Genomic DNA, 15,221 nt, shown 5'->3' on the forward strand with positions numbered 1-15,221 from the left:
CGTTCTGCGGCGCAATGGCCCTTGCCGAGGGTGTCAGTGCGACCTAAATCGTAATCATGACCGTCCCATTGATCGATCCCTTCCAGCGCGCCATTAACTATTTGCGCGTCTCCGTAACAGACCGCTGCGATTTTCGCTGCGTCTATTGCATGTCCGAGGACATGACCTTTCTGCCCAAGAAAGACCTGCTGACACTGGAAGAGTTGGAGCGCATGTGTTCGACTTTCGTACGTTTAGGTGTTGAAAAACTGCGCATCACAGGCGGTGAGCCGCTGGTGCGCCGAGACATCATGACTTTCTTCAAAGCCATGGGGCAGCATCTGGAAACAGGTGCCCTCAAAGAGCTGACCCTAACCACCAATGGCAGCCAGCTACATCGCTTTGCAGATGAGCTTTATGACTGTGGCGTGCGCCGCGTGAATGTCTCACTCGACACGCTTGATCCTGAAAAATTCAAACGCGTCACCCGTTGGGGACGCTTAGAAAACGTGATCCGCGGCATCGATGCGGCGCAAAAAGCCGGGTTGCGCGTTAAGATCAACGCCGTCGCTTTGAAAGAATTCAACGAAGACGAGATGATCACCATCACCGAATGGTGCGCCGAACGTGACATGGATCTGACTTGGATCGAAGTCATGCCGATGGGTGATATGGGCGAAGAGGATCGCATTGGTCAGTATTGGTCCCTCAAGGACCTACGCCGCGAGCTCGCGCAATCATATACGATGACCGAACTCTCAGAACGTACCGGCGGCCCTGCCCGCTATGTGCGACTGGAAGAAACTGGCCAAAAAATCGGATTTATCACACCGCTCACACATAATTTCTGCGAAAGCTGCAACCGCGTGCGCCTGACCTGCACGGGCGAGCTTTACATGTGCTTGGGCCAAGAAGACATGGCCGATCTACGCGCGCCTTTGCGTGCTAGCGAAGACGATACCCTGCTTGAAGATGCGATCCGCAAAGCGATATTACTTAAGCCTAAAGGGCATGATTTCGACTATTCCCGGCAGGTTGTTGACGGACAAATGACCCGCCATATGAGCCATACGGGCGGGTGAAGAAGCAGGCTGAAAGAGCCTATACTACCGGATGCTGCGCCACGCACGTATGGCAGTCATCTGCTAGTGAACGAGCAATCAAACAGAAACTTGCGACAGGGATTTCTGTTTGAACGTCGCCCATGCCTGTAACAAGTTGAGTGAAATCAGGAGCGATACGACCAACCCTGGTGCGAGTATCATTGGAAATTGGAAGATGAATTCAAATCCTGGTTCAGCCATCCAATAGGTCATCGGTATGAACGTTGGTAAAACGATCAGGGCAAACCCGAAAAGGTTCCAACTGATGAGAAGGCTAGGTTTGATTTGTCGACTCCAAACCAACCATGCGACAGCCAGAGCTGAAAGCCCGAACAGGAAATCGGGAATGCCAATCCAAAAGATATAGTCAGAAATAATCTCGCCCTGCAGCCCTTTCACGATGCCACCGATTGCACCGATACGCAGAACTTGGATCGCCACCAGCCAATGGGCCGGAGTAGTATTAACGATCTGCCAAAGTGCCTGCCTGAAGGTGGGCGAGAGGGCAAACGGCACCATCCAGATGATCATCGGTACAAAGGCTTGCCACAGGAACGGTATCGTCTGCATCAGCTGAATGTGGGTATCACTTAGACCCAGTAGCGTAAGAAAACCCGTCCAAACTGCCAATGCGAACAGGAGCGCGTAGATCGCATACGACTCTGTCATCGACAGCGCGCCCCTGCGCGCCGCCCGCACCGAAAGTGCCAGACAAATTAAGGCGACAACTATTGCATAGACCGGGAGAATTGACACTGGTGAGCCCCTATTTGAGTTTTATTGATGGTGACCAAACGACTACCGCGTTCGTTGCTAGTATCAGGCGCTTTGCTCATATTTTACGATGGTCATATCCGCTGCTTCTTCGCGCAGAGAGATCAGCTCTTTGTAGTCATTAGAAGCAAACAGTGCGTCGATTTCTGCGACACTGGGAAAGCGCACAATGACCGACATCTGATGATCTAGCGCACCTGTTATCGTACCTTGTGCTGGTCCCCTAAAGACCAGCTCCGCACCATATCGCGCGCCAAGTTGAGACACCTTGGGCAGATACTCCCCGAGTTTAGCCTCATTCTTCACAGTTATTGTCGAAATCATTAGCGCGACCATGGTTCGCTTCCTTTTAGATGTTGATTGTCATCTATATAGATGACCTATATCATCTAAAAATCAAGGCCTAATTTGGGAGAACACGATGCCAAGAGTTTCCGCAGACGAGAAAGAGCGCAGCCACGCCCGTATTATAAAGGAAGCATCCAAGGCATTTCGTAGCAACGGTTTGGCCGGAACAAGAGTTGCCGATGTCATGAAGGCCGCAGGCCTGACCCACGGAGGATTTTACCGGCACTTTTCATCCAGGGCAGAGCTATTGGCGTCGGCATTGGAGGACGCGATAAAAGACGCGATGTCTGACTTAGAACATGCGACGACACCAGAGGCACAAAGAGATGCTTTATTGCGCTATGTCGATTTATATCTATCCCCGGAACATGTGCAAAACGTGCAAGAAGGATGCCCTCTTGCGGCAGCTGCGACCGAAGCGGGACGCGGCGATGCCACAGTACGCCAAGCAGCAAGTGCTGGAAGTCAATATGTTGTTCTGCTTCTGTCTCGCGCTTTGGCAAATACGACCGAAAACCCTGAGGCAAAGGCGCATGCGCTGCTTTCACTCCTTATTGGCACAGTTACATTTGCGCGGATTGCCAATGGAGTTCACGACGTGGACGATTGGTTGAATGCAGCCAAATTGACGGCGCACCAAATATTAAAAGGGTGAGCCCTGCTCTACAGCGCTAACCCAGAAATTTCGAAAGCCGCTGTTGGTTGTATCGCATAAGTTCGATTGAAAACGCCCAAGGTCCGTTTTGCCCGCGTGGCCAACATTCAGGCCATCAGGTTAGACTTGGACGTTTCCAAGCCCCCCAACGTCATCACGCCCCCTTCAAGGGCATCCGCTGCTCCGCCATTTCAGCCCACCAAGAACAGCCCGCTGGAATGACCTCGTCATTAAAGTTGTACTTCGGATGGTGCACCATCGCAGTGTCACCATTTCCCACTAGAATATACGCCCCCGGACGCTCCTCGAGCATATAGGCGAAATCTTCGCCGCCCATCACCAAAGGTGCTTCGTCACATTGGCCTGAAACGGACTTGGCCACTTCTGCTGCGAATTCGGTTTCTGCGTCATGGTTCACCATCACCGGATAACCGCGCATATAGTTGATCTCTGCTACGCCGCCATAGCTTTCGGCCTGCAGTGTGCAGATCGCCTTGATGCGTTCTTCGGCCAGTTCGCGCATCTCTTTGCTCATAGTGCGAACGGTGCCTTTGATGGTCACGCTTTGCGGAATGACATTGAACGCATTCGAGCTGGTTTCAAACGAAGTCACCGACACAACAAGCCGGTCAATCGGGTCGGCATTGCGGCTGGCAATGGTTTGCAGCGCCATGACGATATGGCTGGCCATCACGGTTGGATCGATCCCCTCCTGCGGTTTCGCCGCATGGGTGCCCTTGCCGACCAAAGTGATCTTAAACTGATCGGTTGCTGCAAAAAACGCCCCCGGACGGATGGCGAATTCACCTGCAGGTTGGCCGGGCCAATTGTGCATGCCGTAGACTTCCTGGATGCCAAAGCGATCCATCAGCCCGTCTTCGCACATCTCACGGCCACCACCGCCGCCTTCTTCGGCAGGCTGGAAAATCACCACGACAGTTCCGTCAAAATTCCGCGTTTCTGCAAGGTATTTCGCAGCGCCTAACAGCATCGATGTATGGCCGTCATGACCACAGGCATGCATAGCCCCTGCCGTTTGCGATGCGTAATCCAGCCCGGTTTCCTCATGGATTGGCAGCGCGTCCATATCTGCCCGCAGACCAACAACCTTGCCTGAACTGGTTTCACGCCCTTTGATCACGCCCACAACACCAGTGCGCCCAAGGCCTGTCACCACGTCATCACAGCCAAATTTCTTAAGCTTTTCAGCGACAAGCGCGGATGTGCGATGGGTTTCAAATAGAATTTCAGGATGAGCGTGAATGTCACGACGCCATTCTGTAATTTCAGGCAGAAGCTCGGCAAAACGGTTTTTAACAGGCATGTAAGTCTCCGGCTTGCGGGTCTATCCCGCCAATTCTTTTATCAATTTGTGCATGAATTCCTGACCAGCCTCAAGCTGAGAAACTTCTAGAAATTCATTGGGTTGATGCGCTTGAGCAATGTCTCCGGGGCCACAGACAACGGCCGAATAGCCGGCTTCCTGAAATTGCCCGCCTTCGGTGGCATAACTCACCACATGTGCTGCATTATCCCCAGTTAGACGCCGCACCAAAGCCTCTGCTTCACCATCCACTTCTGGGGCCAATGCCGGTACATTAAACGCCTCTTCCAGATCAATCCCAGTCTGCGGCACAACGGCCTGCATCTCTACTTCGACCTCAGCAACTTTCGCCAAAAACGCGGCCTGCCATTCTGACAAGGCCTCACCCGGCACGGTACGGAAATCGAGCTCAAACCGGCAATCCTTGGCTGTGATATTATGCGCGACCCCGCCTTCGATCATGCCCACATGGACCGTGGTGAAGGCAGGATTGAACACAGAGGCCAATTCACTTGGTGTGGCCGCCTGCCCTTCGGTGTTTTTCTGGTTGGCCCACTCAATCAGCTTGGCCCCCGACATCACCGCGCTGACCCCTTCGTGCAGCATCGACGAATGCACCTCAAAGCCGCGCAGATGCACCCGATAGCCCATGGTGCCTTTATGGCCCGAAACAGCCTTCATCATAGACGGCTCGCCCACAATCACAGCACTGGCTTTGGGCAACGCCTTTTGCATGGCTTGGATCATACCCGGCGCGCCCACACAGCCGATTTCTTCGTCATAACTTAACCCCAACTGCAGCGGACGTTTTATCCCAGCGTACCGCGCCTCTACCAAGGCCCAGATGGCCAAGGCGTCAAAGCCCTTCATGTCGCAGGTGCCGCGGCCATATAGACGGCCATCTTTTTCGATCACAGTAAAGGGATCGCTGTCCCAGGGCTGCCCTTCGATCGGCACCACATCCGTATGCCCCGAAAGAATAACACCACCGGTCTCGTCAGGCCCCACATGAGCGAACAGCGCCGCCTTTTCACCTGTCTCATCATAATGACGATGTGCGATGATCCCGTGGCTTTTCAGGTAGCTTTCGACCCAGTCCACCAAATCAAGATTGCTCACGGAACTGACCGTTGGAAATCCAACCAGCTTTTCTAACACTGCAAGTGGAGACAGACGTTCCGCCATAAGAGACCTCGCTACTTCACCAGCACCCTAGTCCCGCCCTTGAGGCAATCCAAGCAACTAGTGCATCCGTGCTTTGATTTTCCGCACCATGTACCAAACCGCCCCTACAACAGGCAGGGTAAGCAAGGCCAACAACATGCCTTTGGAAATCCCGAAAGCCTCGGTGAAGGGGTAAAACAAATAGCCCGCGAGTGAGACCGCATAGTAGCTGATCGCCACCACAGAAAGGCCTTCCACAGTTTCCTGCAGTCGCAGCGCCAAATCCGCGCGCCGATCCATGCTTTCCAGCAAGCTTTGGTTTTGCGCCGACCGTGCAACATCCACTTTGGTACGCAACAGCTCACCCGCCCGCATGGCCCGATCCGCCAATGATTGTAGACGCGTTTCTGTCGAGGCCACCGTACGCATCGCAGGATCATAGCGACGCATCATAAATTCGGCGAAGGTCTGGCGCGATTCATACCGCTCCTCACGCAAAACTCCGATCCGTTGCTGTACAATCGCCTCGTAAGCCTTTGACGCCCCAAACCGAAATGACGCTTTGGCTGACATGCCTTCAAGCTGCGCTGAAATACCCAAAAGCTCATTCAGGGTTTCTTCGGCTTCCGTCTCACTGATTTCACCAATCAAGCTCATCAAGCGCGGCTCAATCCGGCCCATGTGTTCCGACATTTCTTTAGCGCGCGAAAACCCGAGCATCGACATGGATTTATAGGTTTCGATCTCGCAAAGACGTTGCACAACCCGGCCAATGCGTTGCTGCCCGGTGTCGTCACCTGGGAAAACGGCAAATCGCAAATGGCCCGCAGAGTCGATACGGAAGTCCCCAGCGATGACGGCGGAATTATCCAGCACCGAGCTCACCGCCAGACTTTCTGGCACAAACCAATCGTTAAGATGTTGTGCGATCTTTTCACGATCTGGACGAGGTACAATACGCACCAACGCTGATGTGTAACGTACGCCCGGAGCCGCAGCGAGCCAATCCTCTGGAAAGACTTCAAATTCAGCTGGATCAAAAGGCCGCGGAGACAGCCCCTCGGTGAACACCGTGTAGGTTACAAATTCAGTATGCTGTTCCCATTTTAGATGATGACGTCCAATCTGCCCTTGGTAATGGGTGGCACCCGGCTGCGGATGTGTTGCCCCGAAACGGTCCAGCAATTTGATCAGATACTTTAGATCTTCATCGCGATCCCGCGCGGCTGCGTCTTTGGGTTTTTTAATGGCTAAAAACGCCGCCGTCGCAGGTGCCAAAAGCGACGGGAACGGCCGCGCGTGCAGCTCATTAGCCAGCGCAAAACGCTGTGGATGATCGCCAATCGGAGTCATAGTGGTCCCTTTCAAGAAGTCACCCTAGACAGGAAACAGAGGCTGTAAAGAAATTTCTCATGTGTTTCATAGCGTTACAAGGATACTTTTGTATACGAGAGGCTACAATTTACGCTAAGTGATTGGGATTGCCGCGTTATTGGAATTCCCTGCCCATATGGTCAAATTTTACTGTCAGGCAGGAGGCTCCCAGAGTTCGATCGGATTGCCTTCTGGGTCGTGAATACGCGCGAACTTGCCATACTCGCCATCCCACTCTTCGCGGGTCTCCACAGCGATATCGGCGGCCTCAAGCTGGGCAATCATCGCAGCCAGATCGATGACCCGAAGGTTCAGCATCCACTGCTGATTGTCACGGCCAAAATAATCGGTGTCTTTGGCAAAGGGAGAAAAGACCGTGTGCCCCGCTTCTGTCGACCATGGCACCGCCCCAACTGGATCAATACCAAGGTTCGTGTCATACCACTCTGCCAAGACTTGCGGGTTCTCGGCTTTGAAAAAGAAGCCGCCAATTCCAGTTACTTTTTGCATGTTTGCCTCCGGTTTTGGGATCAATTCACACTAGCATGAAAAAAGGGCGCAGATGTAAGCGCCCCCTCAACAAGCCTATCAGGTGGAGATTTTACTCTCTGCGATCAGTGCAATGCGCCGCCCATAATCCCGCGCTGATGCGAGATCACCTGCGCGAGGGGCCTGCTCGGCGGACGCATCAGACGGCGAGAGCGCCAGGGCTCCACCACTACCACCAAGCCAGTTTCGATCTTCAGGGCCACTTTCAAGCGTGTTGGCTGGCATTTGCGCAAGCGGAACCCACAACATGCCCTGCTGTCCCGCCAGCGTGCGGAAGTAGTTAATGGTCTCTCCCTTGTCCCCGACGGCACTGGCGGAATTTGTGAACCCACCCGCAAACTTATCTTTCCAAGCCTGCTCCATCCAGCGATTGGAACTTTCGTCAGCAAAGCGTTTAAATTGCCAAGCTGGGCCGCCCATGTAGGTTGGCGAACCAAAAATCACAGCGTCAGCATTGTCGAGTGCGGTCCAAACTGTCTCATCGATCACGCCATCTTCTGGAATTTGCCACAGCTGAGCATTGCCCGCCGCTTGGGCCCCTTCAAACACGGCATTTGCCTGATTAGTTGTGTGGCCATAGCCTGAAAAATAGATGATTTCTATACGCGCCATTGTTTGCTCCTGTCGTTGCGTGACACAGAGATGATCTCTTTACTTTCAAAAAGTAAGTAATTATCTTTTGGTAACTAGTTACCGAAAAGAAAGAAACGTGATGAAGGCCAACTCCTGCCCGGTCGATCCTCTGCTGCGAACCATTACTGGGCGATGGACGACCTATATTCTCTGGCTTCTTTTCAACGAAGGGCGTTTACGTTTTGGCGAGTTAATGGGTCTGATGCCGGATATCTCTGCCAAAGTTTTGACCGACCGCCTGCGGATGCTGGAAGAAAACGGCATCATCTTGCGCACCCACAAGCCAACCATTCCGCCTCAGGTTAGTTATGAACTGACCGCGCACGGTCATGCGTTACATGATGTAATCAAGGCCTTAAATGATGTGGCAATCGAATGGGAGGCGGCCGGATGGGAAGCAAACAAAGGGTTTCCAGACCAGGATGCACCAGCGACCGCCGCAGAATAAAACCATAAACAGAATAAAACCGTGAAATGAAAAAGCCCCACCAAATTGGCGGGGCTTTCTGTTTCCATTGTCCAAAGACTTAGCTGATCATGGTCAGCAAAGTGTCCAAGGATGCTTTCGCATCGCCATAGAACATGCGGGTGTTTTCTTTGTAGAACAGCGGGTTTTCGATACCGGAATACCCGGTACCTTGACCACGTTTTGATACAAACACCTGCTTGGCTTTCCAGCATTCCAGAACCGGCATACCCGCGATTGGGGAGTTCGGATCTTCTTGCGCCGCTGGGTTCACGATGTCATTGGAGCCGATTACGATCGCAACATCCGTTTCCGGGAAGTCCTCGTTGATCTCATCCATTTCCATCACGATGTCATATGGCACTTTGGCTTCCGCCAAAAGAACGTTCATGTGACCTGGCAAACGACCCGCAACCGGGTGGATCGCAAAGCGAACCTCTTTGCCTTTGGCACGCAAACGACGTGTCAGTTCAGCAACGTTCTGCTGCGCCTGCGCCACTGCCATTCCGTAGCCTGGGATGATGATGACGCTGTCTGCTTCTTCCAAAGCAGTTGCAACACCGTCGGCATCGATTGCGATTTGCTCGCCTTCGACTTCCATCGCTGGACCTGTTGTGCCGCCAAAGCCACCAAGGATAACGCTGACGAACGACCGGTTCATCGCCTTACACATGATGTAGCTGAGGATCGCACCAGAGGAACCAACCAGCGCACCCACAACGATCAAAAGGTCGTTGCCAAGCGAGAAACCAATCGCTGCCGCTGCCCAACCCGAGTAGGAGTTCAGCATAGACACAACAACCGGCATATCCGCGCCGCCGATGCCCATGATCAGGTGATACCCGATAAAGAGCGCTGCCGCTGTCATCAGAACCAGTGGCAATGCGCCACCGGAGTTACAGTACCAAACCAAGCAAATTACGGACAGAGCCGCAGCCCCTGCGTTCAGCATGTGACCGCCCGGCAGTTTCGTTGCCGCAGAGCCAACCTTGCCTGCCAATTTGCCATAAGCAATGACAGAACCAGTAAAGGTAACTGCACCAATGAAGACACCAAGGAACAGCTCGACCCGAAGGATGCCAATCTCGACGCCATCTTTCTTGGCCAGAAGCGCTGCAAAGCCTTCAAGAGCTTTCTTTTCCGCTTCGTCCATCGCCATAACGCGACCCAGTTCGATGTGCGCGATCACGCCCACAAAGACAGCCGCCAGACCCACAAGCGAGTGCATCGCGGCAACCAGCTGAGGCATCTCGGTCATTTGGACCTTTGTTGCCACGTAGTAACCAATCATGCCGCCGCCTGCGATCAGCAGGATAGACAGGAGCCACAAGCCAGAGCCCGGGCCCATCAGCGTTGCGACCACGGCCAAAGCCATACCCACGATGCCATACCAAACAGCGCGTTTTGCGCTTTCTTGTCCGCTCAGACCACCCAAAGACAGGATGAAAAGAACTGCTGCGACCACGTAAGCCGCTGTAGTGAAACCAAATTCCATTGTCTCAGCCCTTTAAGATTTCTGGAACATGGCGAGCATGCGCCGTGTCACAAGGAAGCCACCGAAAATGTTGATCCCGGCCATAAAGACCGAAAGCGCGGCAAGAATAATCACTATGGCCGACCCAGATCCGATCTGCATCAGAGCGCCCAGAATGATAATCGATGAAATCGCGTTGGTCACCGCCATCAAAGGAGTGTGCAGGCTGTGCGCCACACCCCAGATCACTTGGAAACCAACAAAGACCGCCAGAACAAATACGATGAAGTGCTGCATGAAGCTGGCTGGGGCAAACAGACCCGCACCCAAGATCAATGCGCCACCAACCGCCAACAGAATTACCTGTTGTTTGGTCTGCGCTTTAAAGGCAGCTGCCTCTTCGGCTTTCTTCTCTTCTGGTGTCAGCTCTTTGACTTCAGCTTTTGGCTGAGCCGCAATGGCTTTCACTTTCGGAGGTGGCGGTGGGAAGGTGATTTCACCTTTAAAGGTCACAGTTGAACCGCGAATAACATCGTCTTCCATGTCATGATTGATCTGACCGTCTTTTTCAGGGGTCAGGTCTGTCATCATATGGCGGATGTTGGTCGCATAAAGTGTCGATGCCTGTGCAGCCATCCGAGATGGGAAATCGGTGTAGCCGACAATGGTCACACCATTCTCAGTCACGATTTTCTCATCCATCACAGTGCCTTCGGCGTTGCCGCCGCGCTCTGCTGCAAGGTCAACAATCACAGAACCCGGCTTCATCGCTGCGATCATATCCTCAAGCCACAGCTTTGGTGCTGGGCGGTTTGGAATAAGCGCGGTAGTGATGACGATGTCGATCTCTGGTGCCAGTTCACGGAACTTCGCCAGCTGTGCTTCACGGAACTCAGGGGAAGATACAGAAGCATAACCGCCAGTCACGGCCCCGTCCTGCTGTTCCTCTTCAAAATCCAGATAGACGAACTCAGCGCCCATAGATTCAACCTGCTCAGCCACCTCAGGACGCACATCAAAGGCGTAGGTGATCGCGCCGAGCGATGTGGAGGTGCCAATCGCTGCGAGACCCGCAACACCCGCACCCACAACCAGAACCTTCGCTGGTGGGACTTTACCCGCCGCGGTGATCTGACCGGTGAAGAAGCGACCAAAATTGTTACCCGCTTCGATAACAGCGCGGTAACCCGCGATGTTTGCCATCGAGGACAGGGCGTCCATCTTCTGTGCACGAGAGATACGTGGCACCATTTCCATGGCGATCACGTTTGCGCCTTTGGCTTTGGCGGTCTCCATGCCGTCTTCATTGCCCGCAGGGTTGAAGAAGGAGATCAGCGTTTTGTCCGCTGTCAGGCGTTTCATCTCGGTGGCGTCTGGCTGACGCACCTTTGCGATGATGTCGACGTCTTTCCAAAGCGCGGCCGGTGTTTTGATGATCTCAACACCCGAGGCTTCGTAAAGCGCATCCGAAAAGCCCGCGGCTTCGCCTGCGCCTTTTTCGATTGCGCATTCATAACCAAGCTTTTGAAGCTGCTTGGCGGAGTCCGGGGTCATAGCGACACGCGCTTCTCCCTCAAAGACTTCCCTTGGCGTTCCGATTTTCACGTTTCCAGTCCCCCTATTCAGAACTTTCTATTCCCCGATACGGTCTTTGCCGCTCGACGTTCGTTTACTAAGCCCGTCGAGAATTCACAAGAAATTGTCGCTTCCTTGCGGTTCTGTGTCACAACCTGTGACCCATTTTTTGACGAAGAACGCTCGGTAGTACCGATTAATTACGGTGATACGTTGCTTTGACACGCAGTGGCGTCGGTGACGTTTTAGCTGTAACAGCCAGAAAACAAAAAGAAATTATACATGCGATGGTTAATGTCATGGGCGTCTCCATATTACTCATGTGTTTCGGTCTCGCTCTGTCCTGTTGATCAGCTGCCCACCGGCCTCACAAATCGAATACGAACGATGATTTCACACCTAGGGTATATATGTGTAATTTTATTACTTTCGCAAGTGTTTTTTCTGCGATGCAGAAACCATCTTTGCGTTCGCCAAAAGAAGCGAATTGAAATCCAATGCTTAAAGTCTAGGATCAACGCCATGACACGAGACGAGTTCAACGCCTATTGCGGCGCAAAAGTCGCCACTTCTCATGTGGTACAATGGGGCAATGCAGATGTTTGGAAGGTCGGTGGCAAAGTCTTTGCCATCTGCGGCTGGGCTGACGGACGCGACGCCTTTACCTTCAAAGTCACCCCTTTGGCCTTTGAAGTTTTGCAAGAGCAGCCCGGCGTGCGCCCCGCGCCCTATCTGGCCTCGCGCGGTATGAAGTGGCTGCAGCATTACGACAAACCGGGATTGTCTGACACTGAACTCAAGACGCATATTGATGTGTCTTATGATCTGGTGTCTTCAGGGTTATCAAAGAAAAAGCGCTCGGAGTTGGGCATTCCTGAACCACAAAGCAATTAAGTCACTTCGGTGGAATAGACCGCCACCCTACGCTGACAAGGCCCGTCCGAATACCTTCGCCAGGAGGTCACATCTCACAGCGTAATCCTCATAGCTGGGCAGGTCACACTTCAACCCTTCGAGGGCTTTCAACATGACCTCAGCCACCTCGGTGGGATCCTTTGAGATATCCGAATGGTCCATACGCCCAACTTCGACCTGAACCGAAAGCCAATCCGCATAAACCCGTTTCAACGCTTGATTGCCCTCGTCTACAACATCCCGTGCGGCGGATTTCACGTCAATGATCTCGGCCCCATGTGGGGAATTCAACAGCGCTTTGAACGCTTCACCCGATTGCGCAAAGAACCCGGCCTTCAGCTGATCACCAATGGCACCACCCCGCGCCAAGGCCTCTGCCACATCCGCGCAGGATTGGGCGTAATAGGCCTCGATCATGCTGCGAAAAATGTCGTCTTTATTTTTGAAATGCATGTAAAGCGCCGCGCGCGACAGGCCGGCCCCTTCGGCGATATCCGCCATAGAGGTGCGCTTGAACCCATATTTTGCAAAGGCATCAAAGGCCGCATACAAAATATTTTTCAACTTAGGATCTTGGTATTGCTCGACTTTTTTATCCATGAGCAACCTTCTGACAGTTTTTGCACATTTTGTCAATTGACATACTGACACTTTAAACCAAATATGTCATCAAGTCAGAAACGCAACCGCACTGCCATGCGGAACAAGGAGACCCACAATGACCAACCTCGCTCTCATCACCGGTGCATCTTCTGGTATCGGCAAGGAATTCGCCCGTTATCATGCCTCTAAAGGGGGCGACTTGATCATCACCGCCCGTCGCGAAGAGGCACTGAACACACTCAAAGACGAGCTTGAGCGCAAACATAGCGTGACCGTGCAGACGATTGCTTTGGATCTGGCGGCCGAAGGCGGCGCCCGTAAACTGATCGATGAAGTTGCCGCACGCGGGTTGAACGTAGACATCTTGATCAACAATGCTGGCTTTGGTGGTCATGGATTGCACACACAGCGTGATTGGGCGGCTGAAAAGGCGATGATCGATCTAAACATCACCGCTTTGGTCGAGTTGTCCCACGGAATTGGTAAAGGCATGGTAAATCGCGGTGGTGGTAAAATCCTAAACGTTGCCTCGACCGCAGCCATGATGCCTGGACCACTTCAAGCCAATTACTTTGCAACCAAGGCCTATGTCATGTCCTATTCACAGGCATTGGACGAAGAACTTCGCGAGCATGGCGTGACTGTGTCGTCGCTAAACCCTGGGTTCGTTCACACAGAATTTGCAGCGGCTGCAGATCTAGAAGGAACAGGTCTAGCAGCCCAAAAAGGTGCCACCGCTGAAAGTGTTGCCAAAATCGGTTATGACGGCATGATGAAAGGCAAATTGGTGATCATCAACGAAGGACGCCTGTCCTTCCTGCTGAACTGGATCACTCCCCTGCTACCGCGTCGCACTGTGCTTAAAATGGTTCGTGGTATGCAGACAAAATCTGCCTAATCAAGCACAGAGACGTTTGACATCAAAAGGTTGGGCACCATGCGCCCAATCTTTCACAGCCGTCCCAAAGGCTTCAAACAAAAGCCGACTGACCGGATCATTGGCCGCGTTCCACTCTGGGTGCCATTGCACCGCCAGCGTAAACCCAGCAGCGCCTTCTATGTAGATCGCTTCAGGGGTGCCATCCGGCGCGTGCCCATCAATCTCGATCCGATCTCCGGCCTGCTTGATCCCCTGCCCGTGCAGCGTGTTGGTCATAACTTTTTCCGCACCCATTAGACCGTGAAACACGCCATCTTTGGCGAATGTCACTTCGTGACGCAGCTCAAACTTTTCTTCCAAAGTGCCATCCGGCGGCATGCGGTGGTTTGTGCGCCCTGGCAGGTCCCGGATTTCGGGATAAAGCGAGCCACCCATAGCAACGTTTACCTCTTGGAACCCGCGACAGACCCCAAGGAACGGCTGACCACTGTCCACACAGGCCCGCACAAGCGGCAAAACAATCGCATCCCGTGCCTGATCAAATTCGCCATGCGCCTCAGTGGCGTCTTCGCCATATTCATTCGGGTGCACATTTGGACGACCACCCGTTAAAAGGAAACCATCACAGGCCTCAAGCAATTCTGGCACGGAAACAAGCCGAGGATCAGCGGGGATCAAAAGTGGCAGACACTCTGATACCCCAGCAATTGCCTCAGAGTTCATGCGTCCGCCCGCGTGCACCGGGTATTGATCATTTTGAAGGTATTGATTGCCGATAATGCCAACAACGGGTCGTTTCATGCGTCGATCTTCCTTATTCAAAGATCAACCTATGCAAGGAACGCGCTTAGGACAAAGGCAATTTGCGCGCAAGCGGTTGTGCAGATTTGCACCTCCGCTTGGCCACTGTGCGTTTACGCTTCGCCTTCAAGGCCCGCGCCGGCGATGCCTGCTAGGCCGACTTCGGCATCATTGTCAGAGGTGTCACCCGTCACACCAACGGCTCCAATGATGGCCCCTTTTTTGTCGCGCACCAAAAGACCGCCGGGCACAGGCACAACTTGCCCGCCATAAACTCCATTGAGCGCAGCCATGAAATAGGCTTGCTGTTCCGCGCGTTCCATTTGCGCGCGCCCGGCCATGCCCAGCATCACCGCACCGTAGGCTTTTCCCTGTGCAATCCCAAACCGGCCAGGAGCTGAATCATCTTCGCGTTCAAAGGCAATCACATGCCCGCCCGCATCAAGCACTACAACTGAAATAGGCCGAAGCTCCATTTCACGTGCGCGCTCCATGGTTTTTCTAATGATCGTCCGCGCTTTGCGCTGATTGATGTCTGCCATGTCTGACTCCTTGCCCCTATCGGATTATCTAGTGCGATATCCATGCTCTTGCCCCATCAGGA

At 53.2% G+C, this 15,221-nt stretch carries 17 protein-coding genes; 5 read left to right on the forward strand and 12 right to left on the reverse strand.

Going from position 1 to position 15,221, the window contains the following annotated elements:
- The first annotated feature begins 56 nt into the window (after nt 1-56).
- Nucleotides 57-1,061 carry a GTP 3',8-cyclase MoaA gene (gene moaA, locus JXQ85_RS13125; protein ID WP_421749387.1) on the forward strand — a complete coding sequence of 335 codons (1,005 nt, stop codon included), beginning with the start codon at nt 57-59 and terminating at the stop codon, nt 1,059-1,061.
- A 78-nt stretch (nt 1,062-1,139) separates the two neighbouring features.
- Here moaA and JXQ85_RS13130 read toward each other — a convergent pair whose 3' ends face one another.
- Nucleotides 1,140-1,751, reverse strand: coding sequence for a hypothetical protein (locus tag JXQ85_RS13130; protein ID WP_421749388.1), 612 nt, complete (start codon nt 1,749-1,751; stop codon nt 1,140-1,142).
- A 150-nt stretch (nt 1,752-1,901) separates the two neighbouring features.
- Nucleotides 1,902-2,192: a DUF1330 domain-containing protein gene (locus tag JXQ85_RS13135; RefSeq protein WP_421749389.1), complete on the reverse strand. Its 291-nt coding sequence runs from the start codon at nt 2,190-2,192 to the stop codon at nt 1,902-1,904.
- A gap of 85 nt (nt 2,193-2,277) precedes the next feature.
- On the opposite strand from JXQ85_RS13135, the gene JXQ85_RS13140 reads away from it, so the two are divergent.
- Nucleotides 2,278-2,859 carry a TetR/AcrR family transcriptional regulator gene (locus tag JXQ85_RS13140; RefSeq protein ID WP_421749390.1) on the forward strand — a complete coding sequence of 194 codons (582 nt, stop codon included), beginning with the start codon at nt 2,278-2,280 and terminating at the stop codon, nt 2,857-2,859.
- 154 nt (nt 2,860-3,013) lie between these two features.
- Here the strand turns inward: JXQ85_RS13140 and JXQ85_RS13145 are convergent, their stop codons facing one another.
- The 5 genes from JXQ85_RS13145 to JXQ85_RS13165 form a co-directional block, all read right to left on the reverse strand.
- Nucleotides 3,014-4,183 carry a M20 aminoacylase family protein gene (locus JXQ85_RS13145; RefSeq protein WP_421749391.1) on the reverse strand — a complete coding sequence of 390 codons (1,170 nt, stop codon included), beginning with the start codon at nt 4,181-4,183 and terminating at the stop codon, nt 3,014-3,016.
- Between the two features lie 21 nt (nt 4,184-4,204).
- Entirely contained in the window at nt 4,205-5,368 is a 1,164-nt protein-coding gene (argE, locus tag JXQ85_RS13150; protein WP_421749392.1) for an acetylornithine deacetylase, read from the reverse strand.
- Between the two features lie 57 nt (nt 5,369-5,425).
- A complete protein-coding gene (locus tag JXQ85_RS13155) occupies nt 5,426-6,700 on the reverse strand; it encodes a DUF3422 family protein (protein ID WP_421749393.1) in 1,275 nt (424 codons plus the stop codon).
- 174 nt (nt 6,701-6,874) lie between these two features.
- Entirely contained in the window at nt 6,875-7,231 is a 357-nt protein-coding gene (locus tag JXQ85_RS13160) for a VOC family protein (protein WP_421749394.1), read from the reverse strand.
- Between the two features lie 78 nt (nt 7,232-7,309).
- Entirely contained in the window at nt 7,310-7,882 is a 573-nt protein-coding gene (locus JXQ85_RS13165; RefSeq protein WP_421749395.1) for a flavodoxin family protein, read from the reverse strand.
- Between the two features lie 100 nt (nt 7,883-7,982).
- Between JXQ85_RS13165 and JXQ85_RS13170 the strand changes: the two genes are divergently transcribed.
- A complete protein-coding gene (locus JXQ85_RS13170; protein WP_421749396.1) occupies nt 7,983-8,351 on the forward strand; it encodes a winged helix-turn-helix transcriptional regulator in 369 nt (122 codons plus the stop codon).
- Between the two features lie 79 nt (nt 8,352-8,430).
- Here the strand turns inward: JXQ85_RS13170 and JXQ85_RS13175 are convergent, their stop codons facing one another.
- Both JXQ85_RS13175 and JXQ85_RS13180 read right to left on the reverse strand, forming a co-directional pair.
- Nucleotides 8,431-9,864: an NAD(P)(+) transhydrogenase (Re/Si-specific) subunit beta gene (locus tag JXQ85_RS13175; RefSeq protein ID WP_421749397.1), complete on the reverse strand. Its 1,434-nt coding sequence runs from the start codon at nt 9,862-9,864 to the stop codon at nt 8,431-8,433.
- Between the two features lie 12 nt (nt 9,865-9,876).
- Nucleotides 9,877-11,448, reverse strand: a complete 1,572-nt coding sequence (locus tag JXQ85_RS13180) for a Re/Si-specific NAD(P)(+) transhydrogenase subunit alpha (protein WP_421749398.1) — start codon at nt 11,446-11,448, stop codon at nt 9,877-9,879.
- 492 nt (nt 11,449-11,940) lie between these two features.
- On the opposite strand from JXQ85_RS13180, the gene JXQ85_RS13185 reads away from it, so the two are divergent.
- A complete protein-coding gene (locus JXQ85_RS13185; protein WP_421749399.1) occupies nt 11,941-12,312 on the forward strand; it encodes an MmcQ/YjbR family DNA-binding protein in 372 nt (123 codons plus the stop codon).
- Nucleotides 12,313-12,339: 27 nt separating this feature from the next.
- On the opposite strand, the gene JXQ85_RS13190 is transcribed toward JXQ85_RS13185, so the two are convergent.
- The gene (locus JXQ85_RS13190; protein ID WP_421749400.1) at nt 12,340-12,933 is read right to left on the reverse strand and encodes a TetR/AcrR family transcriptional regulator; all 594 of its coding nucleotides are present in this window, start codon (nt 12,931-12,933) and stop codon (nt 12,340-12,342) included.
- Between the two features lie 118 nt (nt 12,934-13,051).
- Between JXQ85_RS13190 and JXQ85_RS13195 the strand changes: the two genes are divergently transcribed.
- Nucleotides 13,052-13,834, forward strand: a complete 783-nt coding sequence (locus tag JXQ85_RS13195; RefSeq protein WP_421749401.1) for an SDR family NAD(P)-dependent oxidoreductase — start codon at nt 13,052-13,054, stop codon at nt 13,832-13,834.
- On the opposite strand, the gene JXQ85_RS13200 is transcribed toward JXQ85_RS13195, so the two are convergent.
- Nucleotides 13,835-14,617, reverse strand: a complete 783-nt coding sequence (locus JXQ85_RS13200; protein ID WP_421749402.1) for a gamma-glutamyl-gamma-aminobutyrate hydrolase family protein — start codon at nt 14,615-14,617, stop codon at nt 13,835-13,837.
- A 113-nt stretch (nt 14,618-14,730) separates the two neighbouring features.
- Nucleotides 14,731-15,159, reverse strand: a complete 429-nt coding sequence (locus JXQ85_RS13205; protein WP_421749403.1) for a GlcG/HbpS family heme-binding protein — start codon at nt 15,157-15,159, stop codon at nt 14,731-14,733.
- Between the last annotated feature and the right edge of the window lie 62 nt (nt 15,160-15,221).

Origin of the sequence: Cognatishimia sp. (assembly GCF_049116455.1) — a bacterium.
GTDB lineage: Bacteria > Pseudomonadota > Alphaproteobacteria > Rhodobacterales > Rhodobacteraceae > Cognatishimia.